Source organism: Enterobacter cloacae complex sp. IR5401, assembly GCF_049238425.1.
Lineage (GTDB): Bacteria > Pseudomonadota > Gammaproteobacteria > Enterobacterales > Enterobacteriaceae > Enterobacter > Enterobacter hormaechei_C.
Genome location: NZ_JBMKHN010000006.1, coordinates 102761 through 125872, shown reverse-complemented (window position 1 = coordinate 125872; position 23112 = coordinate 102761). Strand labels below are relative to the sequence as shown.

The window sequence follows — 23112 nt, the reverse complement described above, 5'->3', positions numbered from 1 at the left end:
GCATTACTTAACCAGATGATTTTCCTGAATGAAAAACGTTAAATTTTCCGTGCTGGCGTTGGCTATGATGGCGTTAAGCGGTTGTACTATCGTACCGGGCCAGGGACTTAGCACCCAGGGCAAAGATATTATCGATCTGCCTGACAGCAATTACGATCTGAATAAGATGGTCAACGTCTATCCCCTCACGCCGGGGCTGGTGGAGCAGTTGCTGCCTGGCAAAGTCGACTCCCGCGCGAATCCTGAACTGGATCGCCAGCTTCAGAACTACCAATATTGCATCGGCGTCGGCGACGTGCTGATGGTTACCGTCTGGGACCACCCGGAGCTGACCACCCCCGCAGGTCAGTACCGCAGCGCCAGCGATACGGGCAACTGGGTGAATGCCGATGGCACGATCTTCTACCCCTATATCGGCAAAATCCGCGTCGTCGGCAAAACGCTGGCCCAGGTGCGCGATGAGATCGCCGCCCGGCTGGACTCGGTGATTGAGAGCCCGCAGGTGGATGTCAGCGTCGCGGCATTCCGCTCGCAAAAAGCCTACGTGACGGGCGAAGTGGCTAAGTCGGGCCAGCAGCCCATCACCAACATTCCGCTGACGATAATGGATGCGATCAATGCGGCTGGCGGCCTGACATCTGAGGCGGACTGGCGCCATGTGGTGCTGACCCACAACGGCCAGGACACGCACATTTCGCTCTACGCGCTGATGCAGCGCGGCGATCTCACCCAGAACAAACTCCTCTATCCGGGCGATATTCTCTTCATTCCCCGTAATGACGACCTGAAAGTGTTTGTCATGGGCGAGGTGGGTAAACAGAGCACCCTGAAGATGGACCGTAGCGGCATGACGCTGGCGGAAGCGCTGGGTAATGCACAGGGCGTGAATCAGGATATGGCCGACGCCACCGGAATCTTTGTGATTCGTCCGTTGCAGGGCAAGCAGAACGGCAAAATCGCCAACGTCTACCAGCTTAACGCCCGGGATGCCACCGCGATGGTGTTGAGCACCGAATTTCAGCTTGAGCCCTACGACATCGTCTATGTCACCACCGCGCCGCTGGTGCGCTGGAACCGCGTGATCTCTCAGCTTGTGCCGACCATTACCGGCGTACATGACCTGACTGAAACAGGGAGATATATCAGAACATGGCCAAACTAACGTTTAACGCCATCCTGGTGATCTGTACCGGCAATATCTGCCGCTCCCCCATTGGGGAACGGCTGCTGCGCCGGCTGCTTCCCGCTGCCCGGGTCGATTCAGCGGGAACGTGTGGCCTGGAAGGGCGCACCGCCGATTTACAGGCGACAGAGATCGCCGCCGAACGCGGCACCCTGCTTGAGGGCCACGTGGCGCGCAGGCTCACCCCCGCCATGGTGCGCGACTACGATCTGATTCTGGCGATGGAGCTGGAACATATCGAGCAGGTCACGGCTATCGCACCGGAGGCGCGCGGCAAAATGATGCTCTTTGGTCACTGGACGGGCAGAAAAGAGATCCCGGACCCCTACCGTAAAAACCGGGACGCATTTGAATATGTTTATGGGCTGCTGGAGCAGGCCAGTCTGGAATGGGCGAAACGGCTCAGTTAATCACACGGGATAGTTACGTTTTATGTCAACAAATAACCTTCACGCCCATGATGCGTCTGCCGCGAATAACGAGATCGATCTTGTGCGCCTGTTGGGTGAGCTGCTCGACCACCGAAAATTCATTCTCATCCTTACCGCGCTGTTCACGCTGGTGGCCCTGCTTTATGCGCTCTTTGCCACACCGGTTTATCAGGCCGATGCGCTGATACAGGTGGAACAGAAGCAGGGCAACGCGCTACTCAGTAACCTTAGCGAGTTCATCCCTGACTCCTCGCCGGAGTCGGCACCGGAGCTTCAGCTTCTCCAGTCGCGCATGATCCTCGGTAAAACGATTGATGACCTGAACCTGCGCACGCAGGTAAGTGAAAACTATTTTCCCCTTGTCGGACGCGGCTGGGCGCGGCTCACCGGGCAACAGCCTGGCATCGTCGATATCCGTATGCTCAATCTTCCCCCTGTTGCGGGCCGGGCGCAAAAGCTGACGCTGACCGTCGGCGAGAAGGGCCACTATCAGCTGGAAGGCGATAATGTGACGTTACAGGGCGTTGTGGGACAATCCCTGAGCGCGGCGAATATCGCCATTACCATTGCCGATATCCAGGCGAAGCCGGGTACGCAATTTACGATTACACAGCAGAGTGAGCTGGAGGCCATTGACGCGCTACAGCTGCGTTTTTCCGTGAGCGAGCGCAGCAAGGACAGCGGGATGCTTGGCCTGACCATCACGGGGGAAGACCCCGACGAGATGGCTCGCGTGCTTAACTGCATCGCCGACAACTATTTACAACAGAACGTGGCTCGCCAGGCGGCGCAGGATGCGAAAAGCCTGCAATTTTTGAAGCAGCAGCTTCCGCAGGTGCGCAGCGAGCTGGACCAGGCCGAGGAGAAGCTCAACCGCTATCGCCAGCAAAACGACTCCGTTGACCTGAACCTGGAGGCAAAAGCGGTGCTGGAGCAGATTGTGAATGCGGACAATCAGCTCAATGAACTGACCTTCCGGGAAGCGGAAATTTCGCAGCTCTACAAAAAAGATCACCCCACCTACCGGGCGCTGATTGAGAAACGCCAGACGCTGGAGCAGGAAAAAAACCGCCTGAATAAACGGGTATCGTCCATGCCGTCAACTCAGCAGGAGGTGTTGCGCCTGAGCCGTGATGTGGAGTCGGGACGCGTTATCTACCAGCAGCTGCTTAACCGCGAACAGGAGCTGAGCATCGCCCGGTCGAGCGCAATTGGTAACGTCCGCATTATCGATCCGGCCGTGACCCGGCCGCAGCCAGTCAAGCCGAAAAAAGCGCTGGTCGTCGTTCTGGGGGTTCTCCTGGGTCTGTTCGTCTCTGCGGGCTGGATCCTGGCGCGCAGTATGCTGCGTATGGGCATTGAAACGCCGGAGCAGCTGGAGGAGCACGGGATTAACGTCTATGCCACCGTACCGCTGTCGGAATGGCTGGCTAAAAAGATGCGTTTGCGCAAAAAAGACTTTATGTCCTCAGGGCTGCGCCATAAAACCAAACATATCCCCTTCCTGGCGGCGGATAACCCGGTCGATCTCTCCGTGGAGGCGATTCGCGGCCTGCGCACCAGTCTGCATTTTGCGATGATGGAGTCAGCGAACAATATACTAATGATCTCTGGCGCCACGCCTGACAGCGGTAAAACCTTTGTCAGCAGTACCCTGGCGGCCGTCGTGGCGCAGGCGGGCCAGAAAGTGCTCTATATTGATGCGGATATGCGTCGCGGGTATGCCCATGATCTGTTTAAGCTCGACAATACCTGCGGCTTGTCGGAGATATTGTCCGGTAAGGCGGAGTATACCCAGAGCGTTCAGACCTTCGATAAAGGCGGGTTCGATACCATCGTGCGCGGGCAGATCCCTCCTAATCCGGCGGAGCTTCTGATGCATACGCGTTTCCAGCAGCTGCTGGACTGGGCGAATGAACGCTACGATCTGGTGATTATCGATACGCCACCGATCCTGGCGGTCACCGACGCGGCGGTTGTCGGCCGTCGCGCAGGCACCACGCTGCTGGTCGCCCGCTTCGGGATGAACAGCGTGAAGGAGATGCTGGTCTGTGTACAGCGTCTGGAGCAGAGTGGCGTCAATACCAAAGGAGTGATTCTCAACGGCGTCGTTAAGCGGGCAAGCAACGCTTACGGCTACGGCTACCATCACTACGGTTACAACTATTCGAGTAACTGATTATCCGGCGCCTGCCCATTCTGACATTAATGCGCATTGTGTTTGTAATGAAAAACGGGCAGGCCCAGCTTCAGGCGCAATGCCAGCATACGCGCGGTGAAGCCAAACAGCAGGGTGGAGATAACCACCACATCGTGGCTGGTGACATAGTGCTGCAAGGCGACATAAAGCACTGCCGCGGCAAAGGAGATGCCGGCATACAGTTCCTTCTGGAAAACCAGCGGGATACGTTTGCAGAACATATCCCGCAGCACCCCGCCAAACACGCCCGTGATCACGGCAGCAATGGTGGCGATAACCGGGCCTTCACCCATATCGAGAGCGATTTGTGCGCCAATGATGGAAAAAACAATCAGCCCAAGCGCATCCAGCACCAGGAACACGCGGCGCAGATGAGTCATCACCGGGGCCACAATCGTGGTTAGCACGGCTGCCGTTGCCACGATAATGACGTACTCAGGGTTTTTTACCCAGCCGAGCGGATAATGGCCAAGCAGGATATCGCGTACGGACCCGCCGCCGAGCGCGGTGGCTGTGGCAATGATAATCACGCCGAAGGTGTCCATACGGCGACGTCCGGCAGCGAGCGCGCCGGTCATGGCTTCTGCGGTAATGCCAATAAGATAAAGAATGTGAAGCAGCATAAACCCTCCGGAATGAAGAGAAGGAGATTAGCGATTTGTGCGGAAGATCACGATTGAGATTTTCTAAGGTGAGGGAGTTTGCCCTACATAAAATTATCAACGCATGCCAGGCAGGCTTGATATAAGGCGGGATAGAAAGGAAGTTGGGATAAGAAAGGATTAGAAAAAGTAATGGGTGGTATGCGAGGCAATACCACCCTGAAAGGAATTACTCGATATTCTGGATCTGCTCGCGCATCTGCTCAATCAGGACCTTCAGTTCAATCGCTGAATTGGTTACCTCTGCATTGATAGACTTAGACGCCAGCGTGTTCGACTCGCGATTGAACTCCTGCATCATAAAGTCGAGACGGCGGCCTACCGCTTCTTTCTTCTTCAGAATGTTGTAGGTCTCTTTAACGTGCGCTTCCAGACGATCCAGCTCTTCAGCCACGTCCACACGCTGCGCCATCAGCACCAGCTCTTGTTCCAGACGGTTGTTTTCCAGCTGGACTTCCGCCTCTTCCAGTTTGGCGACAAGACGCTCACGCTGCCATTGCAGCACTTCTGGCATATGAGCGCGCACTTTAGCGACTTCGGCGCTCACGCCCTCAAGGCGTTGCTCAATCATCGCTTTCAGCGCCTGGCCTTCGGTTTCGCGGGCAACGATAAAGTCGTCCAGCGTGCCGTCGAGTGCAGCCAGGATCTCAGCGGTAATCGCGTCCAGATCCTGCTCTCCGGCGGCCATCACGCCAGGCCAGCGCAGAATATCAACCGGGTTGATCTCGCCTTCATCGCTTTGCATTTTGACCCAGTTCGCCGCATTAACCAGCTGTTTTGCCAACTTTTCGTTCAGGATCAGTTCGCCCTGTGCACTGGCATCAGGCTCAAAACGCAGGTTACATTCCACTTTCCCGCGGGTCAGACGCGTACGGATACGCTCACGCACCACAGGCTCCAGGCTGCGGAACTGTTCCGGCATACGGAAATACGTTTCCAGATAGCGCTGGTTTACCGAGCGCATTTCCCAGGTAGCGCTACCCCAGCTACCCTTGATTTCACGCCGGGCGTAGGCGGTCATACTGCGGATCATAGACATTCCCGTTTTTAAAGGAGAGATGGGGGGATTATAGCTTTCAGGGGCTTCTCAGGATAGGAATAAGCGTCCTTTATCCGTATAATGCGCAGCCACATTCGTTTCAAGCCGGAGAATCCATCATGCGTCCAGCAGGTCGTAGCGCCAACCAGGTGCGTCCCGTCACCCTGACCCGTAACTATACAAAACACGCTGAAGGCTCCGTGCTGGTTGAGTTTGGTGACACCAAAGTGCTTTGCACCGCGTCCATTGAAGAGGGCGTGCCTCGCTTCCTGAAAGGTCAGGGCCAGGGGTGGATCACCGCCGAATACGGTATGTTGCCGCGCGCAACCCATACCCGTAATGCCCGTGAAGCGGCAAAAGGTAAGCAGGGCGGCCGTACTATGGAGATTCAGCGCCTGATCGCGCGTGCGCTCCGCGCCGCGGTTGACCTGAAAACGCTGGGTGAGTTCACCATCACGCTGGACTGCGACGTGATCCAGGCCGATGGTGGCACGCGTACGGCCTCTATTACCGGTGCCTGTGTGGCGCTGACAGACGCCCTGAACAAGCTGGTTGCCGCCGGTAAGCTGAAAACCAACCCAATGAAAGGGATGGTTGCTGCTGTCTCCGTTGGTATCGTTAACGGCGAAGCGCTTTGCGATCTGGAATACGTTGAAGATTCTGCCGCAGAAACCGACATGAACGTGGTGATGACCGAAGATGGTCGCATCATTGAAGTGCAGGGTACGGCAGAAGGCGAGCCATTCACCCACGAAGAACTGCTCACCTTGCTGGCGTTGGCCCGAGGGGGAATCGAATCTATTGTAGCGACGCAGAAAGCGGCGTTAGAAAATTGATTTTAAGGCGACCAATGAGTCGCCTTTTTTTTGCCTGTAAGACTGAAAAGACAAAGGAGCAAATCCATGAAATCGTATCAGCGCCAGTTTATTGAGTTTGCGCTTAACAAGCAGGTACTTAAGTTTGGCGAGTTCACGCTGAAATCCGGGCGTAAAAGCCCGTATTTCTTCAACGCCGGGCTGTTTAATACCGGGCGCGACCTGGCACTGTTAGGCCGCTTCTATGCCGAAGCGCTGGTGGATTCCGGGATTGATTTCGACCTGCTGTTTGGCCCCGCGTACAAAGGCATTCCAATCGCAACCACCACGGCAGTGGCGCTGGCGGAGCACCATGACCGCGACGTACCGTACTGCTTTAACCGTAAAGAAGCCAAAACCCACGGTGAAGGCGGCAATCTGGTAGGCAGTGCGTTGCAGGGCCGCGTGATGCTGGTGGATGACGTGATCACCGCAGGTACCGCGATCCGTGAATCGATGGAGATAATCCAGGCTAACGGTGCAACGCTTGCGGGCGTGCTGATTTCGCTCGATCGTCAGGAGCGTGGGCGCGGCGACATCTCTGCTATTCAGGAAGTGGAGCGCGACTACAACTGCAAAGTGACGTCGATTATCACTCTGAAAGATCTGATTGCGTATCTGGAAGAGAAGCCTGAGATGGCTGATCATCTGGCGGCGGTGCGTCAATACCGCGAAGAGTTTGGCGTTTAATTCAATTGCCCGGTGGCGCTGCGCTTACCGGGCCTACCCGTTCGTAGGCCGGATAAGGCGAAGCCGCCATCCGGCGATGGCGTTACTGTAACTGAGCAGCCACTAACGGCCAGCGGGCGTCAAAATCGTCCGTTGGTCGATATTTAAACTCGCTGCGCACAAACCGGGAGAGCATCCCTTCGCAAAATGCCAGGATCTGGCTTGCCAGCAGGGTCTCATCCGTATTATATCCCTCGCCTTCCCGCATTTTCTTCTCGCGCAGAACCTGACGCAGCTGGGCTTCGATACGCTCAAAAAGCTGGTTTATACGGCCTTGCAGACGATCCTGTTCAAACATCAGCGCGTGGCCGGTCAGAATACGGGTCAGACCCGGGTTACGTTCACCAAAGCCCAGAATCAGCAGCACAATCAGACGCAGACGCGTGCTGGTGTCTTTTTCATCCTTCAGAATCAGGTTGATGCGCGTGATCAGGCTGTCTTCGATAAACTCGATCAGGCTGTCAAACATCCGGGTTTTGCTCGGGAAATGACGATACAGCGCCGCCTCTGACACGCCCACAGAGGCCGCCAGTTTTGCGGTGGTGATGCGTTGACTGCCGTCGCTGGATTCAAGCATCAGAGCCAGAGATTGAAGTATTTCTTCGCGACGATTCCTTTTCGCGGTTTGTTTTTCTGCCATGTTACAAAATACCCCTGAAAATAAGCACTTGTCAGGCTGGCAACCACACAGCGACCCGCAAACTGACGTTTGCGGTTTGTTATTGCATTATGGCGCTGTGAGATGCGTGTTTGTCGGGCGGTTATTTGCGCCCGGAATGGCCGAAGCCGCCTTCGCCACGGTCGGTAGCGTCGAAGTCTGCCACCAGGTTAAATTCTGCCTGCACCACCGGTACAAACACCATCTGCGCGATACGCTCGCCCGGCTCAATGGTGAAGCTGTCCTGGCCACGGTTCCATACGGATACCATCAGCTGACCCTGATAGTCAGAGTCGATCAGGCCGACCAGGTTACCCAGCACGACGCCATGCTTATGGCCCAGGCCAGAGCGCGGCAGGATCACCGCTGCCAGTGACGGGTCAGCAATGTGAATCGCCAGCCCGGTCGGGATCAGGGTCGTTGCACCCGGCGCCAGTTCTACGGCGTCATCGAGACAGGCGCGCAGGTCAAGACCGGCAGAGCCGGAGGTGGCATACGTTGGCAGCGGAAATTGCTCGCCAACGCGCGGGTCCAGAATCTTAACGTCGATTTTTTTCATCATAACGGGTAACGATCTCGTCCAGTAAGTGTTGGCCCAGGAGTTCTTTGCGCTCAAGCGGTAAGACTTTATCTCCATCCTGCCAGAAAAGGTGCAATGCGTTGCTGTCGCTGTTAAATCCTTGCGTGGACAGCGATACGTCGTTCGCGCAAATTAAATCGAGGTTTTTGCGGGTACGTTTTTGCCGGGCATATTCTTCCACATTATTCGTTTCTGCGGCAAACCCAACAACGTAAGGACGATGAGTTTTCAGTGCGGCGACACCGGCAACGATATCCGGGTTCTTCACCATTTTTATTGTTAATTCATCGCCTTGCTTTTTAATTTTGGCGTCAGCAATGGTTTCGGCGCGGTAATCAGCGACGGCCGCACAGCCGATAAAAATATGCTGCTGTTGAGCATGTGCCTGTACGGCGGCGTTCATTTCCAGCGCGGTCGTCACATCAATACGCTGCACAAACGCAGGGGTGGTAAGCGACACCGGGCCGCTCACCAGCGTGACGTTCGCGCCGCGTTTGGCTGCCGCGGCAGCAATCGCAAAGCCCATTTTGCCGGAGCTGTGGTTGGTGATGTAACGCACCGGATCCAGCGGCTCGCGCGTGGGGCCCGCGGTAATCATGATGTTGAGATGTTGCAGATCGTTGACAGGCGAGAAATGGGCGGCGGCCATATCAACAATCGTTAATGGGTCGAGCATACGCCCTGGCCCCACGTCGCCGCAGGCCTGGCTGCCGCTGTCCGGTCCCCAAATCAGCAGGCCGCGCGAGGCCAGCGTGTCCAGATTGTGCTGGGTAGCGGCGTTGCGGTACATCTGCTGGTTCATTGCGGGCACAACCGCGACGGGCGCAGGCGTGGCGAGGCAAATGGTCGTTACCAGATCGTTCGCCATACCGGCTGCCAGGCGGGCAATTAAATCTGCCGTGGCGGGGGCAAGGATAACCAGATCGGCCCATTTCCCCAGCTCAATGTGGCCCATTGCGGCTTCGGCCGCCGGGTCGAGAAGGCTGTCGGATACCGGGTATCCCGAGACGGCTTGCAGGCTCAGCGGGGTGATAAAGGCTTTGCCGCCTTCGGTGATCGCGACCCGTACGTCGGCCCCGCGCTCGCGCAAACGGCGCACCAGGTCTGGCGTTTTATAGGCAGCAATACCGCCGCTGACGCCAAGAACGATTTTTTTACCGGCCAGGCTCATCATGATTCTTTCCTGTTGGGTTTCACCAGAGAGCGGGCATTTTATCACAATCCCTAAAACGGGGTGATGATGTCCTTAATTCACTTTGCGAGGCGTTACGCAAGAACGAAATGCCAGCATCGAACCCCGAATTTGCCTGTGGCAGCATAATGGCAAACAGAAGGAGGCCAGGCATGGAAGAGACTGAACTGCTGCTACCGCGTGAAAAAATGCTGCGTCATGGCGTCACGTTGTTAAAGGACGACGAGCTGCTGGCGCTCTTTTTACGCACAGGCACGCCGGGGAAAACGGTATTTACGCTGGCGAAAGAACTGATAGACCATTTCGGTTCACTGTATGGATTGCTGACCGCTGAGCTGGAGGCGTTTACGCACGTTGAGGGCATTGGCGTGGCGAAATATGCCCAGTTGCGGGGCATTGCCGAGCTGGCCCGGCGATTTTACAACGTGCGTATGGAGGAAGAAGACCCGATCCTCACCCCCGACATGACCCGCGAATTTCTGCAAAGCCAGCTCTCCGATCTGGAGCGGGAGATCTTTATGGTGATCTTTCTCGACAACAAAAACCGGGTACTGAAACATACCCGCCTTTTTTCGGGAACATTGAGCCATGTTGAGGTGCATCCGCGTGAAATTGTGCGGGAAGCGATAAAAGTGAATGCAGCCGGCGTGATCCTCGCGCATAATCACCCCTCTGGCTGTGCAGAACCAAGCAGAGCTGACAAAGCAATTACCGAACGTATTATCAAATGCTGTCAATTCATGGACATTCGTGTGCTGGACCATCTGATAATTGGCCGCGGAGAGTACATTTCTTTTGCCGAACGTGGCTGGATTTAGGCCTTTTCTCGCGATCCATCGGGATCTTTGTCTGTTCGGGACTTGAGCACACCGCCGAGTCAGCGTATACTACGCCACCTTTGAGAATCTCGGGTTTGGCATTTGGGCCTGGCAATCGAGAGTTCAATAGAACTATGCGATGACCGGGCTGTAAAGCCTGACGAGGCGCCGATACCCCATACGAAGCTCGAGCTAATTTGATTTTTGGAGAATAGACATGTCCCGAGTCTGCCAAGTTACTGGCAAGCGTCCGGTGACCGGTAACAACCGTTCCCACGCACTGAACGCGACTAAACGCCGTTTCCTGCCGAACCTGCACTCTCACCGTTTCTGGGTTGAGAGCGAGAAGCGTTTTGTCACCCTGCGCGTATCTGCTAAAGGTATGCGTGTAATCGATAAGAAAGGCATCGATACAGTTCTGTCCGAACTGCGTGCCCGTGGCGAAAAGTACTAAGTACTTAAAGAGGAAATAAATCATGGCTAAAGGTATTCGCGAGAAAATCAAGCTGGTTTCTTCTGCTGGTACAGGTCACTTCTACACCACCACGAAGAACAAACGTACTAAGCCGGAAAAACTGGAACTGAAAAAATTCGATCCAGTTGTACGCCAGCACGTAATGTACAAAGAAGCTAAAATCAAATAATTTTAGTCTCCTTGTATTGAAAAACCCCGCAACTGCGGGGTTTTTTGCATTCTGCATCTCAACGGAGGAACCATGCCTGAATTACCTGAGGTAGAGACCAGCCGCCGCGGCATTGAGCCCCATCTGGTTGGCGCGACTATTCTTCATGCTGTCGTTCGCAACGGGCGTCTGCGCTGGCCGGTGTCCGATGAGATCCACGCGTTAAGTGACAAACCCGTCCTGAGCGTGCAGCGCCGCGCGAAATACCTGCTGCTGGAGCTGCCTGACGGCTGGATCATTATCCATCTGGGCATGTCGGGAAGCCTGCGTATTCTTACCGAAGAGTTGCCTGCGGAAAAGCACGACCACGTTGATCTGGTGATGAGTAACGGCAAAGTGCTGCGTTACACCGACCCGCGTCGCTTTGGCGCATGGCTGTGGACCAAAGAGCTGGAAGGACACAACGTGCTGGCGCATCTCGGACCTGAGCCGCTCTCAGAGGCGTTTAACGCAGATTATCTCAAAGAGAAGTGCGCGAAAAAGAAAACCCCGATTAAACCCTGGCTGATGGATAACAAGCTGGTGGTGGGCGTGGGGAATATCTACGCCAGCGAATCGTTGTTTGCCGCCGGGATCCATCCCGATCGGCTGGCCTCCTCGCTGTCGGCGCAGGAGTGCGAGCTGCTGGTCAGAGTTATTAAAGCGGTACTGCTGCGCTCAATTGAGCAGGGCGGGACGACGCTGAAGGATTTCCTGCAAAGCGACGGGAAGCCGGGTTATTTTGCGCAGGAGTTGCAGGTTTATGGCCGTAAGGGTGAGCCGTGCAGAGCCTGCGGGACGCCGATTATTGCCACGAAGCACGCTCAGCGCGCCACGTTTTACTGCCGTCAGTGCCAGAAGTAGGGTTACTTTAGCTTTTCCATCAACGCCTGGTGGACGTTAACCGGCAGGAAGTGGGTAACGTCCCCGTGATGGCGCGCCACCTCTTTCACCAGCGAAGAAGAGATGAAGGACCACTCTTTGGAGGGCATCAGGAATACGCTCTCCAGCTCCGGCATCAGATGGCGGTTCATGTGTGCCAGCTGCATCTCATATTCGAAGTCTGCTACCGCGCGAAGACCGCGGATCAGGATATTGGCATGCCGGTCACGGGCAAAGTTTGCCATCAAGTCGCTGAATCCGACGACCTCAACATTCGACAGATGCGAAATCGCATCGGTGGCAAGCTGCACGCGTTCGTTCAGGTCGAACATCGGCTTTTTGCTCGGGCTGGCGGCAATGGCCAGAATCACCTTGTCGAACATACACGCCGCTCGGGTGATGATATCAAGATGACCGTTAGTGATCGGATCGAAGGTACCCGGATAAATCGCTTTTGTGCTCATGGCTCACGTTTTCTCTGAGTAGCCGCGGTTCAGCGCCCACAGCTCGGTGTATTTGTTAAAAGTATACTGGGCATTCACTACGGCCAGTAACCAGCCCTGTTTGCCGTCCAGCACGCCGCCACGCAGCAGCAGCGTTTTCAGAAACGCGCCCAGCGTGTGGGTGAAGATGCCGGTCAGCGTGGCCTTCTTGCCGCGCGCATGCCGCTCCTGTGCCCAGGCGGTGGCATAGTTCAGCTGTTTACGCTGGAAGCTGGCGAAATCGCGGCAGGTCAGATGAAGCAGATCGCCCGTCAGGGGGATGACCTGAGCGCCATCGCAGGCCAGAGATTCATGGACCAGGTTGTCGTTGTACTGATAACGCTCGCGGGCATAGAGGCGCATCACGCGGTCGGGGTACCAGCCGCTGTGGCGCATAAAGCGGCCCAGGAAATAGTTACGACGCGCGATACTGTAGACCGCGCCAGGCTGTGGCGCGGCAAGCACCGTTTGAATGGCCTGTCGGAGTTCTGGGGTGACGCGCTCATCGGTATCGATCATCAACACGTAATCGCCCGTGGCGTAACCCTGCGCACGCTGACGCTGAATACCGTAGCCCTGCCAGTCGGTGTCGGTAAAGACTTTTGCCCCGGCTGCACGGGCAACGTCCGCCGTATTGTCCGTACTTCCGGAGTCGAGAATGACGATTTCGTCAGCCCAGGCAACAGAGGCCAGGCAATCCGGAAGCAGGTCGGCGGCGTTTTTGGCGATCATCACGACCGACAGACGCGTTGACATTAGTGGCTCCGCTGCGGCAGATAAGGTTGCAGAAGTTGCAGCAGACGGGTCAGTGCGCCCTGGTTCTGATGCAGGACTTCAACGGCGTGACGACCGTACCACAGGCGGTAATCTTCGTCAGTCAGAAGGGTTGAGACCTCTTTGACCACCGAGTCCGCATCGGTCACGGTGATTAAGCCATCGGCTTGCTGCAATTTCGCGCAGATATCTTTGAAGTTAAACGTGTGTGGACCCATCAGCACGGGAATGGCGTGGGCTGCCGGCTCCAGCGGGTTATGACCACCTCGCTCCACCAGGCTACCTCCAACAAAGGCGAGGTCTGCAATGCCGTACAGCAGCATCAGTTCGCCCATCGTATCGCCAATCACCACCTGCGTGCTGCCAGAGGGGATTTCGCCGCTGCTGCGCAGGGTGAAGCTGAAACCGCCTTTTTGCACCATCTCGCGGGCATCTTTAAAACGCTCAGGATGGCGAGGAACCAGAATCAGCAGTAAATCAGGGAATTTTTCCAGCAGCTGGCGGTGAGCCTGAAGAATAATGGCTTCTTCGCCATCATGGGTGCTGGTGGCAATCCAGACCTGGCGACGCGGCGCCCACTGACGACGCAGCGTTACCGCACGGGCGGCGAGTTCAGGGGTGACGGAAATATCGAACTTCAGGCTACCCGTGACCGCAAGCTGGTTGCGCTTCAGGCCGAGGGCGATAAAGCGCGCGGCATCTTCTTCGTTCTGCGCGGCGATCAGCGTGATTTTGCTGAGCAGGCGACGCATAAATTTACCCAGCTTGCCGTACCCTTTAGCCGAGCGTTCCGACAGACGCGCGTTGGCGATAACCAAAGGAATTTTACGGGCATGCAGGGCGGAAATCATATTCGGCCACAGTTCGGTTTCCATGACGATCACCAGTTTAGGGCGCACGGTATTCAGGAAACGGTTCATGGCGCAGGGGAGATCGTACGGCAGGTAGACGTGATGCACGTCTTTACCGAAGGCAGACATCACGCGCTCTGAGCCGGTTGGCGTCATCGTGGTGACGGTGATGGGCAGTGACGGATAACGGTGGCGCAGGGCACGCACCAGTGGAATGGCGGCCAGCGTTTCCCCGACTGACACGGAATGCAGCAGAATACCGTCCGGCGCCACTTTATTGCGGCAGTAGCCATAGCGTTCGGCCCAGCGTTTACGGTACGCAGGCGCTTTACGGCTACGAAGCAACAGTCGCAGCCAAACCAGTGGCTGAATGATGTAGAGCAGGGCGGTATACAACAATTCCAAGCGATTATCCGTTTTTTTAGTTTCGGCCGGGAAATTCTAAGCATTTAAGCGTGCTAAAGCTATCTCTTATGCCAGATACCGTTTTAAACGGAAGTAGCGTCGGCCCAGGCGCCAGCGCAAACGCGGGCTTTTGGCACTTTTCCAGATGAGCTTCCAGATCCCGGTGTCGAAGAACTCTTTGATTATCATTGCTTTCTTCGCCTCATCCTTCATGTTGTCGAAGGTATGAATAATTCCCAGACCCTCTTTGGCGATTTGCCAGTGGCAGGCCGGGATATTTTTCACTTTATCCGGGTAGCGCTGGTTAATGGCATCAAGCATCTTCAGTATCTTCATGTAATGGCGCGCAGAGCGAATCAGCGTGTCGTCATTATCCGGGGTGTGCGATACCGAGGCGGAGTGAATGTAGTAGTCGTAAAAGCGTTCGCTGGTGTACTGAACGCGTTCCGCGGCAAGCAGCACCTCAGTCGTCCACGGAATATCCTGATGGCGCAGGCCAGGCTCGAAACGGAAGCCGTGCTGACGAATAAAATCGTGACGATAGATATTCAGCCAGGTCACATGCAGGAACTTACGTGAATCTAGCGCCTTTTTTAACCATACCGCACCATTCATGACGCCCGTCGAGGCGAGCTTATCTTCAGGGAAGATAGGGCGAGACGGTTTTTTGTTATTTTCCCAGACGTAGTTGCCATTGCAGGTGGCGACATCCAGGTTCTGCGTGACGGCCATATCCAGCAGACGCTGGTACATGCCGGGTTTGAAGACATCATCAATATCCGGGAAAGAGAGATACTGCCCGGTCGCAACCGCCAGGCCGGTATTACGCGCGATAGACACGCCCTGATTAGGTTGTTCAATAACCCGCATCTGTGGCAGCTTTTCGCGCCATTTTTCGACAATCTGCATCGAGCGGTCAGTGGAGCCGTCATTCACGATGATGACTTCCATACTGTCGATGTGTTGATTTACAAGGCAGGTAAAGAACTGATCGAGAAAAGCTTCACCGTTATAAACGGCAACCACCACGCTTAATAAAGGCGCTGAATTTTGCATATGAAACCTGATTATTTTTGGTTGTCGACCAAAGCAATGTATTGCTGGCAAATGGCGTTAATACCGAACGATGCGATTGTTTCGCGATCAACAACTGGCGGAGAGGCATACAATTCTGCCAGTGTTTTCGCCAGTGATTCGTCGGTTAACGCTGTCAGACCTCGCGCCAGGGGGCCAGTAAGGATCTCAGCAGGACCGCCAGGGCAGTTTGTACTCACCGGTGGGGTCTGACAGATAATGGACTCTACCAGTACATTACCAAAACCTTCGCAGTCGGAACTTAACACTAAAAGGCGTGCCCCTTTGATCCACGGGTAGGGGTTGGTTTCGAACGGGCGGAAGACGATCTTGTTTTCAATTCCCAGCTTAGCGGCAAGCTGTTTGAGCTGGTTTATTTTCGCGTCAGAACCTTTGCCCATCAACACCAGCGATGCGTCGATCTTGCTCAGCGCAAACGCCCGCAGCAGCCGGTCGTGACGTTTGTGTTCATGAAAACGGCCAACGTGGATAATGTAATCCTGCCCCTGCATCTCAAAGGGCGCTTCCGCCAGACGCTGAATTTCAGGGATATCAAAGGGGTTATGGATAACCGCTTTGCGCCGCAGGGGGATCGCGAGTACTTCAGAGAGGTCGTGCAGCACGGCGCCGGAAACCGCCACCACGTTGCGGTTTTCATAGGTATGCCGAATTTTATAATGCTTAAACCAGCGAGAAAGCCCGCTGCGATGGCGCAAATAGGAGAAGGAGAACATCCCGTGAACGCAGAACCAGACCTTATCCCGATCCAGCACGCGGCTGTGCGCCACGATACGGTCGGTTTTATGCAGATGCGAGAACACGACGTCAAATTTACCGCTGCGTTCTGCCTTCTCGATGGCGCGATCCAGCAAACGGGCGCGACGCGGGATCTCGGTCAGCTTCCGCCAGGGTTTTTTACAGGTATCCTGCACAATCTGAAAATCGATGCCTTCCGGAATGGCGTAGTCGCACACCTTCCGTAAGGAGAAAAGGGTGACCTGATGCCCCAGTTCTGTCAGTCCGCTGGAGAGGGTGAGAACCGTTTTTTCGGCTCCTCCACCGGGTAAACCATCAATAATCATTAGGATGCGCATTATTAATCCAGTAATTTTTGATAAAGCGAAATAAGCTGACTTGATAGTTTTTCAGGGGTTGCTTCTCTGACGCGTTCACGCGCCGCAAGCCCCATATTATTATTTTTTTCCAGTGAAGGGATGGACATGACGGCCTCCTTCAATGTGTGGATATCAAGTGCATCACAGTAAAACCCGTTCTGGCCTTGCTCAATAAATTCTGAACCACCGCAACTCTCTGACGTAATGACGGGCAATCCACAGGCCATTGCTTCAAGTATGACGTTAGGGAAAGGATCATACAGCGTCGGCAGCAGTAAACCATCAGAAAGCTGATAAAATGGCAGCGTCTCTTTTTGCATCCCCAGGAAACGGATTTGCCCCTCACAGCCTAATGAACGGGCGAGGTCGCGATAACGGCTTTCCGCTTTATCCTGACCGACCACAACCAGCCATGCCGATGTTCCTGCTATAGCCCGAATAGCGCTTGCCAGCCCCTTGCGTTCAAACCCTGAACCCACGAAGCAGAAAATGACGGCATCAGCGGGTAAGCCAAATTGCTGACGCAGTACAGCGCGTTGTCTCTCTTCTGCCGGAACGAAGCGGCTGGAATCTATTGAATTATAAATCACATGTATCTTTTTTGCGTCAATATCAAAGTCTTCGACGATTTCGCGTTTGATCATCTCCGCATTACAGATAACGGCTTTCAACTCGGGAGCCTGGTACATTTCACGTTCTGCGTTCATCACGTAGCGGTGATAACGATCGTGCATAAGCAGCTTCGCACGCCAGGCGGGAAGAATACGCGTACGCTGTAGCAGCCAGCGTCGATGTACACCATCCCCGGCGCGGTAAATATCGCAGCCCGGAATACGTTCGTGGCTCTGGACAATATCAAACTGCTGTTGCTGCCACAGCGCGCGTGCGGCGTGTGCAAAGCCGCGCTCACGGCTGATGCGGCCCCACTTTCGTGGATCGCAAATATGAATATGCCAGTCGTCCTGCTTTTCGCCCTGCCACTCGCGGGTGATGACGTTGAGCTCAAGATTTTGATTGCTCAGCGCGGTAAGTGCCCTGGAGACAAAACGTTCTGCTCCTCCATCCGGACGATATTTTTGGCGCACAATGGCCAGACGATGAAGCTTCATTGCAGGTATCTCCTTGCGGCGGAGACGACAGCATCAACGGGGATGGCGTCGAGATAACGTTCCGTCGTTTTTGTATCAATGGCGTCAGGGTTGGGAAGCGGGCCGTAGTTACCTGCCCAGATGACCTCGCCGTTAACCTGCCATGGCGACCAGAACGTCAATTTTGACGGGCCAAACAGCGCCACGCAGGGCGTCTGAAGGGCGGCGGCCATGTGCATGGGTACGGAGTCAACGCCAATGAACAGGATCGCGTGATCGATTAGCGAGGCCAGCTGGCGCAGGGTTAACTGCCCTGCCAGCGATACAACACCCGTCTGCGGGGAGGCGGCAAGAATGCGGTCAATCATCGCCAGCTCTTTCTTATCCGGTCCCGCCGTAAGGACGATAGTGTGGCCGTCCTGCTGCAACGCGGCGATAGTTTTCGCCATTTTGCCTTCGTCCCAGCACTTAAAGAACCAGCGTGACGTGGGTTGAATAACGATGTAGCGGTCTCCCACGCCCTTTTGCGTCAGCTTTTGGTGAGCATGGCGCCAGTCATCCGCGCTGTAAGCCATGGTGACGGTAGGGTTGGCCATTACCGGCAGCGCTGACAGTATGGAGAGATTTTGTTCAACGGTGTGCAGCGACTGATGGCTGGCGACCGAGACCAGTTCACTGTGACAAAAACGCCAGAAGGCATTATTGCGCTTGTTAAAAGCGAACCCGAGCCGAACCGGTGCGCCGGTGAAGCGGGTGACAATCGCGCTGCGCCACTGATCGGCAAGATTGATCACAAGATGATAATGCTGAGCGCGTAAAGCACGAAGCAACTGCCACTCTTTTTGCAGGTGCTTCAGCGTCCCCAGCTGCTTCCATTTACGATCGATACCATAGATCGTCCCGATTGCCGGATGCGCGGCGAGCATGTCTCGCGTCTCTTCATAGAGAAGCACGTCGATTTGGGCTTCAGGCCATTTCTGGCGTAATGAATTGATGACGGGGGTGGTGAGTAACATGTCGCCATGATGGCGAAGTTTGATCAGTAAAATGCGCAAATCAGGCGTGTCAGGTAAGTTATTCATCATCATCTTATCGGCGTTGTACTATTGGCAATTCTAATAGACCTGGTAACGACTTGCACTCTTTCTCCATAATGTCAGGAATTTCCCTGGAAGGGTTTACTCCTGCTTTCGGGCGTGCGTAACATAGCGCTAACTATTTTGTCTTGCGGACTTATTATGAAAAAACCAGCGTTTATCATCACGATCGATACCGAAGGGGATAATCTCTGGCAGAACCACCGGGTGATCAAAACGGAAAACGCGCGCTACCTGGCGCGGTTTCAGGCGCTTTGTGAACGCTTCGGCTTTAAGCCCGTCTGGCTGACCAACTACGAGATGGCCGTCGAACCGGTATTCATTGAGTTCGCGAAAGAGGTCATAGCCCGCGGCCAGGGTGAGGTGGGAATGCATCTCCATGCCTGGAATAGCCCTCCGGAGCACGATCTGACCGGTGATGACTGGCGCTGGCAGCCTTATCTGATTGAGTTTTCAGACGAGGTCATGCGTGAGAAAGTGCTGTTCATGACCCGCTTACTGGAAGAGACTTTCCAGACAAAAATGCTCAGCCATCGCGCCGGGCGCTGGGCATTCGACAGCCGTTACGCCCGGTTGCTGATTGAGCTGGGGTATCAGGTAGATTGTTCCGTTACGCCGCGCGTGAACTGGCGCAACGCGAAAGGTGCCCCGCAGGGTAATGGCGGAACGAATTACCAGCATTTTCCCGATCGCGCCTATTTTTTGGACGTAGACGACATTTCCCGGCCGGGAAACAGCCCTCTCCTCGAAGTGCCGATGAGTATCCAGTATAAACACCCGGCATGGCTGAATTCCCTGAAGCAGGGTTACGATCGTCTGCGCGGTAAATACCGTTCTCCGTCAGTTAACTGGTTACGCCCGTCCGGAGGTAACGCGCAGGAGATGATTAAGGTTGCGCAGCAGTGCCTGGCTCAGGGGAATGACTACGTAGAGTTCATGCTGCATTCGTCGGAATTTATGCCTGGCGGCAGCCCTACTTTTAAAGACCAGGCCGCGATTGAGGGACTGTATCAGGATCTGGAGCAGCTCTTTACCTGGTTATCAGATAAGACCGTGGGGATGACGCTTGCGGAGTTTTACCAGTACAAAAAATAGTTATGCCCGCCAGGCGGGCATATTTGTTATTGCTGCTTTGTTTGTGAGAAAGGTGTACTTAACGCAAACAAAATCATAAAGAAGATTAAGGCTTCTGAACTGAGCAGTATGACATCCGTCAGTCCATACAAAAGCAAAAGAAGCATTGACGTTAGCAGCAGCGCGTTTCTGTTTCGTAGGGCATACGCAATCATCGAAACGAAGAAAAAGAGCATTACCGCTACGCCGGGGATCCCCTGCAAAGAGTATTTCTCAATAAATTCATTATGCAGATGAACTTTGATGTATTCGAGTGCACTGCCAAGGTGCGGATGTCCGTCTTTAATATACTGCCGCGTCCACGCTTCACGCTGTTCCAGCGATTGCCCTAACGGATGCGCAAGACCATTCTCGATCCCGACAGTCCACATCGAAAAACGTGCGCCCAATGACGTGCGGTCAAAACCTTGTTGATAACGTTCAACCTCACGTTGGGTTTGTTTAATTTTCGGCGAAATCAATGGCTTGTAGCTAACGATTACAACGCCTGCAACAATGCATAGAAAGATGAGGGCGGATTTAAGATGAATCTTTCTGAAATGATAAAGCGTGAGCACAATTGCCAGAAGCAGATATAAACCCATCGCAGCACGGGTCCCCGTCAACAGTATGACGAAGTAAGAGATTAATATAGTGAAGCCCGCAACAACATACAGCTTCACGTTCTGTTGAAGGTAAAGACTGTATACGAAAGCCAGTGACAGGACAGAATAAACATAGGCTGAAACGGTGGCACGGTTAATTGCCATCTCAACGCGAGTCATACCTTGTGAGGCCTGCCACAAGCCATACCCTGTGGCGAGCACAAACCCTAAGGCCGTTGCGAAGAAGAAAAATTTCCTGAAGGTGTCCTTATCGATATAAAACTTAAAGCGGTCAATATAGAAAATCAGGACACTCGCTAAAATTAATTTTTTGCTGGCACCGAGATAGTCGCTGTAAAGGTTGAGTCCCTCGTTATGATACTCATAGAGTAAATACCAGCCGAGGTTAAGTAATCCAATCAGCAGAATGGGCAGCGCTATAGTAAAAGGTCGCAGAGTGATTTTTTTATATTCGAAAGCCAGGCCAATAATACTGACGTAAATAGCAATATAGAAAAACTCTCTTTGCTTCCCTGAACTGACTAAAGCCAGTATCAAAGAGATGAGGCTCAAAGCGATCGTCAGTTGATAGAGCCGTGGTTTTATTTTTTCCATAATGCCTCAATAACCCTTTTTTTATAGCTAAAACGAACATCGGTGGAGAGGAAAAAAGACAATGTATACATGGCCTTTACGCGTTGTTTCACGAGCTGCAATTGTTGGTCTGTCAGACAGGACCGATGGTTGCTGTAAATATCAAACCAGTGGCAATTGACGAGATGCTTGTAGCTTGACGGAAATGTTCTTTCCATCTGTAACGTGCATTCGACAAGCGTTGAAATTTTGCTGGCGTCCAGAGTGCTCGACAAACTGTCGCGACGCTTGATGTAATAATAATGCCCCTGGCGTTGATAGACTATTTTGTTCGATTGCATCAGCATTCCAGGGAAGACAGCGAAATCCTCATAACATAACATCGGAGGAATAGGGTTACTCTCGTACAGGCTACGATGAATAAACTGGCCAATGAGATGTGCCTGAAAGTCTTTATGGCGTAAGAAACGAGCGACTGCTTCATTTCGTGGCAATGGCACAGGATTAAATCCCTGCCAGTCTGAAGTCATTTTCCGGGGATCGCGAATCTCAAGCAAACGTGTCAGTAACATGTCCGGACGTTGCGCTTTTAGAAAGGTCATTGCGTCCCCGAGGCTGCCCGGCTTTAAGCAATCGTCACTGTCGAGCATCGTAATATACTCTCCAGATGCCAGCGCGACAGCGCTGTTTCGTACCCGGCCTACGTTACGAAAGTTCACGGTGCGCGTGATGATCTGAGGAAATTTCGGCGACCACTCTTCAATTATTGCCTGCGTGGCATCCTCAGAACTGTCATTGAAAATAATGACTTCAGTGTCCTGACCGATTGCTGCCAGCAGGCTTGAAAGCGTGGCGTGCAGCGTAGCTTCAGCGTTATGCGCAGCAATAATGACGCTTAAAAAAGCCATAAAAATTAGTTTCCTTGAGCGTCGGTAGCGCTAGCCAGTGAGCGGGCTTTGGGTAATGTACGGACAAACTGCTGAAGATCGTGTAACGCGGAGTCAGTGACAGAGAATAGCGCTTCCCGTTCTTGCGGGAAGTAATAGCGCGTTTCAAACACATAAGAACAAATGTTGTCGTCATTCCCGATCAGCATCACATTGCCAAGCGGACGCTGTTCGTAATGACAACACGGTCCAAACAGCAGGACCACCGGCACGCCGACGGCGTCTGCGATGTAGACATTCCCCGAGTCAGACGCGATATAGCAGTCCATCTTTGAAATGGCCCAGGGAAGCTCTTCTAGCGAAATTTTGCCAATAAGATTAATAAAATTAGGGATTTCACCGTAAAGGCGGGTGATATCATCCATCCACGACTGTTCGTTTGGCGCGCCGAAGACATAAAACTCGCAGGGTAAATCAGCGAGTTGATCAACAATCCGCTTCCAGATAACCGGAGGGACGGTTTTGGCTTTATTGCCTGCCGCAATACTGATGCCGATGCGGATAACGTCAGGTTTATCAAGAATAGCCGGCCAGGTCGTCGGCTTGAAGAGCGGCTTTGTGGCGTGCTTGGGAGAGTCTTGCCATGTGAGCGAGCGGTCGGCCAGTTTCAGGTAGTTCGTCACCGAAAGCGTTTTTTTGCCATGCTCAACGGTACCGTCGGCCGCGAGATAGAAAATCCCGTGATACCACCTGCGCGTGTAAATGCTTAAAAATTGTTTGTTTTTGGCATTGCAGACGGCGGCAAAAAAGAGGTTCACGCTGTTGGGCTGTAGCAGGTAGACGTTGTCGTAGCGGTTCATGATCCTGCACGCGAAGCACAGTTTACGCCACAGGTTGCGCTTATGCTGCTCAATAAAATAGATCTGCTCGATAGTCTCATCATGCTTCGCCAGCGCGCCAACGCTGCGACTGATCAACACATCGCTTTTTTGCAGCCAGGCCAGAAGAGGCGTCGCATTAATAAAGTCACCGATTTTGGCTGTTTGAATGACAAGGTTCTTGCCCGTGTCCTTTCGAAACAGCTTCCGGATGAGTTTCACCGGAAAGAGTAAAATCAGCAGAAATACATAACTCATG

General features: G+C 54.0%; 25 protein-coding genes. 10 read left to right on the top strand and 15 right to left on the bottom strand.

Features of this window, described 5'->3' with window-relative positions; translation table 11 throughout:
• Nucleotides 1-28: 28 nt before the first annotated feature.
• Genes ACOTX1_RS11180 through etk form a run of 3 tightly spaced genes read left to right on the top strand, consistent with a single transcriptional unit; the run spans nucleotide 29 to nucleotide 3793 of the window.
• Nucleotides 29-1162, top strand: coding sequence for a polysaccharide export protein (locus ACOTX1_RS11180; protein ID WP_003860914.1), 1134 nt, complete (start codon nucleotides 29-31; stop codon nucleotides 1160-1162).
• On the top strand, nucleotides 1150-1593 hold the full coding sequence (locus ACOTX1_RS11175) for a protein-tyrosine-phosphatase (protein WP_003860912.1): 444 nt from the start codon (nucleotides 1150-1152) through the stop codon (nucleotides 1591-1593). Before ACOTX1_RS11180 ends, ACOTX1_RS11175 begins: the two co-directional genes overlap by 13 nt.
• Nucleotides 1594-1615: 22 nt before the next feature.
• Nucleotides 1616-3793 carry a tyrosine-protein kinase gene (gene etk, locus ACOTX1_RS11170; protein ID WP_023315161.1) on the top strand — a complete coding sequence of 726 codons (2178 nt, stop codon included), beginning with the start codon at nucleotides 1616-1618 and terminating at the stop codon, nucleotides 3791-3793.
• A gap of 26 nt (nucleotides 3794-3819) precedes the next feature.
• Here the strand turns inward: etk and ACOTX1_RS11165 are convergent, their stop codons facing one another.
• Entirely contained in the window at nucleotides 3820-4437 is a 618-nt protein-coding gene (locus ACOTX1_RS11165; RefSeq protein WP_023315162.1) for a trimeric intracellular cation channel family protein, read from the bottom strand.
• Nucleotides 4438-4645: 208 nt separating this feature from the next.
• Nucleotides 4646-5509, bottom strand: a complete 864-nt coding sequence (locus ACOTX1_RS11160; RefSeq protein WP_003860907.1) for a YicC/YloC family endoribonuclease — start codon at nucleotides 5507-5509, stop codon at nucleotides 4646-4648.
• Nucleotides 5510-5634: 125 nt separating this feature from the next.
• Here ACOTX1_RS11160 and rph point away from each other — a divergent pair, with 125 nt between their 5' ends.
• Nucleotides 5635-6351: a ribonuclease PH gene (gene rph / locus ACOTX1_RS11155; RefSeq protein ID WP_023315163.1), complete on the top strand. Its 717-nt coding sequence runs from the start codon at nucleotides 5635-5637 to the stop codon at nucleotides 6349-6351.
• 66 nt (nucleotides 6352-6417) lie between these two features.
• Complete coding sequence (gene pyrE, locus ACOTX1_RS11150) at nucleotides 6418-7059, top strand: orotate phosphoribosyltransferase (protein ID WP_003860903.1); 642 nt, start codon at nucleotides 6418-6420, stop codon at nucleotides 7057-7059.
• Between the two features lie 82 nt (nucleotides 7060-7141).
• Here pyrE and slmA read toward each other — a convergent pair whose 3' ends face one another.
• The 3 genes from slmA to coaBC all read right to left on the bottom strand — a co-directional run bounded on the left by slmA (nucleotide 7142) and on the right by coaBC (nucleotide 9507).
• Nucleotides 7142-7738, bottom strand: coding sequence for a nucleoid occlusion factor SlmA (gene slmA, locus ACOTX1_RS11145; protein WP_003860901.1), 597 nt, complete (start codon nucleotides 7736-7738; stop codon nucleotides 7142-7144).
• Nucleotides 7739-7859: 121 nt separating this feature from the next.
• Nucleotides 7860-8318, bottom strand: a complete 459-nt coding sequence (gene dut / locus ACOTX1_RS11140) for a dUTP diphosphatase (RefSeq protein ID WP_015570042.1) — start codon at nucleotides 8316-8318, stop codon at nucleotides 7860-7862.
• Nucleotides 8296-9507, bottom strand: coding sequence for a bifunctional phosphopantothenoylcysteine decarboxylase/phosphopantothenate--cysteine ligase CoaBC (gene coaBC / locus ACOTX1_RS11135; RefSeq protein WP_168714451.1), 1212 nt, complete (start codon nucleotides 9505-9507; stop codon nucleotides 8296-8298). Before coaBC ends, dut begins: the two co-directional genes overlap by 23 nt.
• A 173-nt stretch (nucleotides 9508-9680) precedes the next feature.
• Between coaBC and radC the strand changes: the two genes are divergently transcribed.
• The 4 genes from radC (at nucleotide 9681) to mutM (ending at nucleotide 11872) form a co-directional block, all read left to right on the top strand.
• On the top strand, nucleotides 9681-10346 hold the full coding sequence (gene radC / locus ACOTX1_RS11130) for a RadC family protein (RefSeq protein ID WP_006812419.1): 666 nt from the start codon (nucleotides 9681-9683) through the stop codon (nucleotides 10344-10346).
• Between the two features lie 217 nt (nucleotides 10347-10563).
• Entirely contained in the window at nucleotides 10564-10800 is a 237-nt protein-coding gene (gene rpmB / locus ACOTX1_RS11125; RefSeq protein ID WP_002436699.1) for a 50S ribosomal protein L28, read from the top strand.
• Nucleotides 10801-10822: 22 nt separating this feature from the next.
• The gene (rpmG, locus tag ACOTX1_RS11120) at nucleotides 10823-10990 is read left to right on the top strand and encodes a 50S ribosomal protein L33 (RefSeq protein WP_013094893.1); all 168 of its coding nucleotides are present in this window, start codon (nucleotides 10823-10825) and stop codon (nucleotides 10988-10990) included.
• A gap of 72 nt (nucleotides 10991-11062) precedes the next feature.
• Nucleotides 11063-11872, top strand: a complete 810-nt coding sequence (mutM, locus tag ACOTX1_RS11115; protein WP_003860879.1) for a bifunctional DNA-formamidopyrimidine glycosylase/DNA-(apurinic or apyrimidinic site) lyase — start codon at nucleotides 11063-11065, stop codon at nucleotides 11870-11872.
• A 2-nt stretch (nucleotides 11873-11874) separates the two neighbouring features.
• Here the strand turns inward: mutM and coaD are convergent, their stop codons facing one another.
• From coaD to rfaQ, 7 genes are all read right to left on the bottom strand, one after another.
• Nucleotides 11875-12354 carry a pantetheine-phosphate adenylyltransferase gene (gene coaD, locus ACOTX1_RS11110; RefSeq protein WP_023315165.1) on the bottom strand — a complete coding sequence of 160 codons (480 nt, stop codon included), beginning with the start codon at nucleotides 12352-12354 and terminating at the stop codon, nucleotides 11875-11877.
• 3 nt (nucleotides 12355-12357) lie between these two features.
• Complete coding sequence (locus ACOTX1_RS11105) at nucleotides 12358-13128, bottom strand: glycosyltransferase family 2 protein (RefSeq protein ID WP_023315166.1); 771 nt, start codon at nucleotides 13126-13128, stop codon at nucleotides 12358-12360.
• Nucleotides 13128-14402 (bottom strand): lipid IV(A) 3-deoxy-D-manno-octulosonic acid transferase, encoded by a 1275-nt coding sequence (waaA, locus tag ACOTX1_RS11100; protein WP_003860874.1) that lies wholly within the window; start codon nucleotides 14400-14402, stop codon nucleotides 13128-13130. Before waaA ends, ACOTX1_RS11105 begins: the two co-directional genes overlap by 1 nt.
• 66 nt (nucleotides 14403-14468) lie before the next feature.
• A complete protein-coding gene (locus tag ACOTX1_RS11095; RefSeq protein ID WP_023315167.1) occupies nucleotides 14469-15458 on the bottom strand; it encodes a glycosyltransferase in 990 nt (329 codons plus the stop codon).
• 11 nt (nucleotides 15459-15469) lie between these two features.
• On the bottom strand, nucleotides 15470-16570 hold the full coding sequence (locus ACOTX1_RS11090; protein WP_022650148.1) for a glycosyltransferase: 1101 nt from the start codon (nucleotides 16568-16570) through the stop codon (nucleotides 15470-15472).
• 2 nt (nucleotides 16571-16572) lie between these two features.
• Nucleotides 16573-17700 (bottom strand): glycosyltransferase family 4 protein, encoded by a 1128-nt coding sequence (locus ACOTX1_RS11085; RefSeq protein ID WP_023315168.1) that lies wholly within the window; start codon nucleotides 17698-17700, stop codon nucleotides 16573-16575.
• On the bottom strand, nucleotides 17697-18767 hold the full coding sequence (gene rfaQ, locus ACOTX1_RS11080; RefSeq protein WP_023315169.1) for a putative lipopolysaccharide heptosyltransferase III: 1071 nt from the start codon (nucleotides 18765-18767) through the stop codon (nucleotides 17697-17699). The genes ACOTX1_RS11085 and rfaQ overlap by 4 nt, the downstream gene beginning before the upstream one ends.
• Before the next feature lie 150 nt (nucleotides 18768-18917).
• Between rfaQ and ACOTX1_RS11075 the strand changes: the two genes are divergently transcribed.
• Nucleotides 18918-19871, top strand: a complete 954-nt coding sequence (locus ACOTX1_RS11075; RefSeq protein ID WP_022650150.1) for a polysaccharide deacetylase family protein — start codon at nucleotides 18918-18920, stop codon at nucleotides 19869-19871.
• Nucleotides 19872-19897: 26 nt separating this feature from the next.
• Here the strand turns inward: ACOTX1_RS11075 and ACOTX1_RS11070 are convergent, their stop codons facing one another.
• Genes ACOTX1_RS11070 through ACOTX1_RS11060 form a run of 3 tightly spaced genes read right to left on the bottom strand, consistent with a single transcriptional unit; the run spans nucleotide 19898 to nucleotide 23111 of the window.
• A complete protein-coding gene (locus ACOTX1_RS11070; RefSeq protein ID WP_023315170.1) occupies nucleotides 19898-21109 on the bottom strand; it encodes an O-antigen ligase family protein in 1212 nt (403 codons plus the stop codon).
• Nucleotides 21097-21996, bottom strand: a complete 900-nt coding sequence (locus ACOTX1_RS11065; protein ID WP_023315171.1) for a glycosyltransferase family 2 protein — start codon at nucleotides 21994-21996, stop codon at nucleotides 21097-21099. The genes ACOTX1_RS11070 and ACOTX1_RS11065 overlap by 13 nt, the downstream gene beginning before the upstream one ends.
• Before the next feature lie 5 nt (nucleotides 21997-22001).
• Nucleotides 22002-23111, bottom strand: coding sequence for a glycosyltransferase family 9 protein (locus ACOTX1_RS11060; RefSeq protein ID WP_022650153.1), 1110 nt, complete (start codon nucleotides 23109-23111; stop codon nucleotides 22002-22004).
• Nucleotide 23112 lies beyond the last annotated feature (1 nt).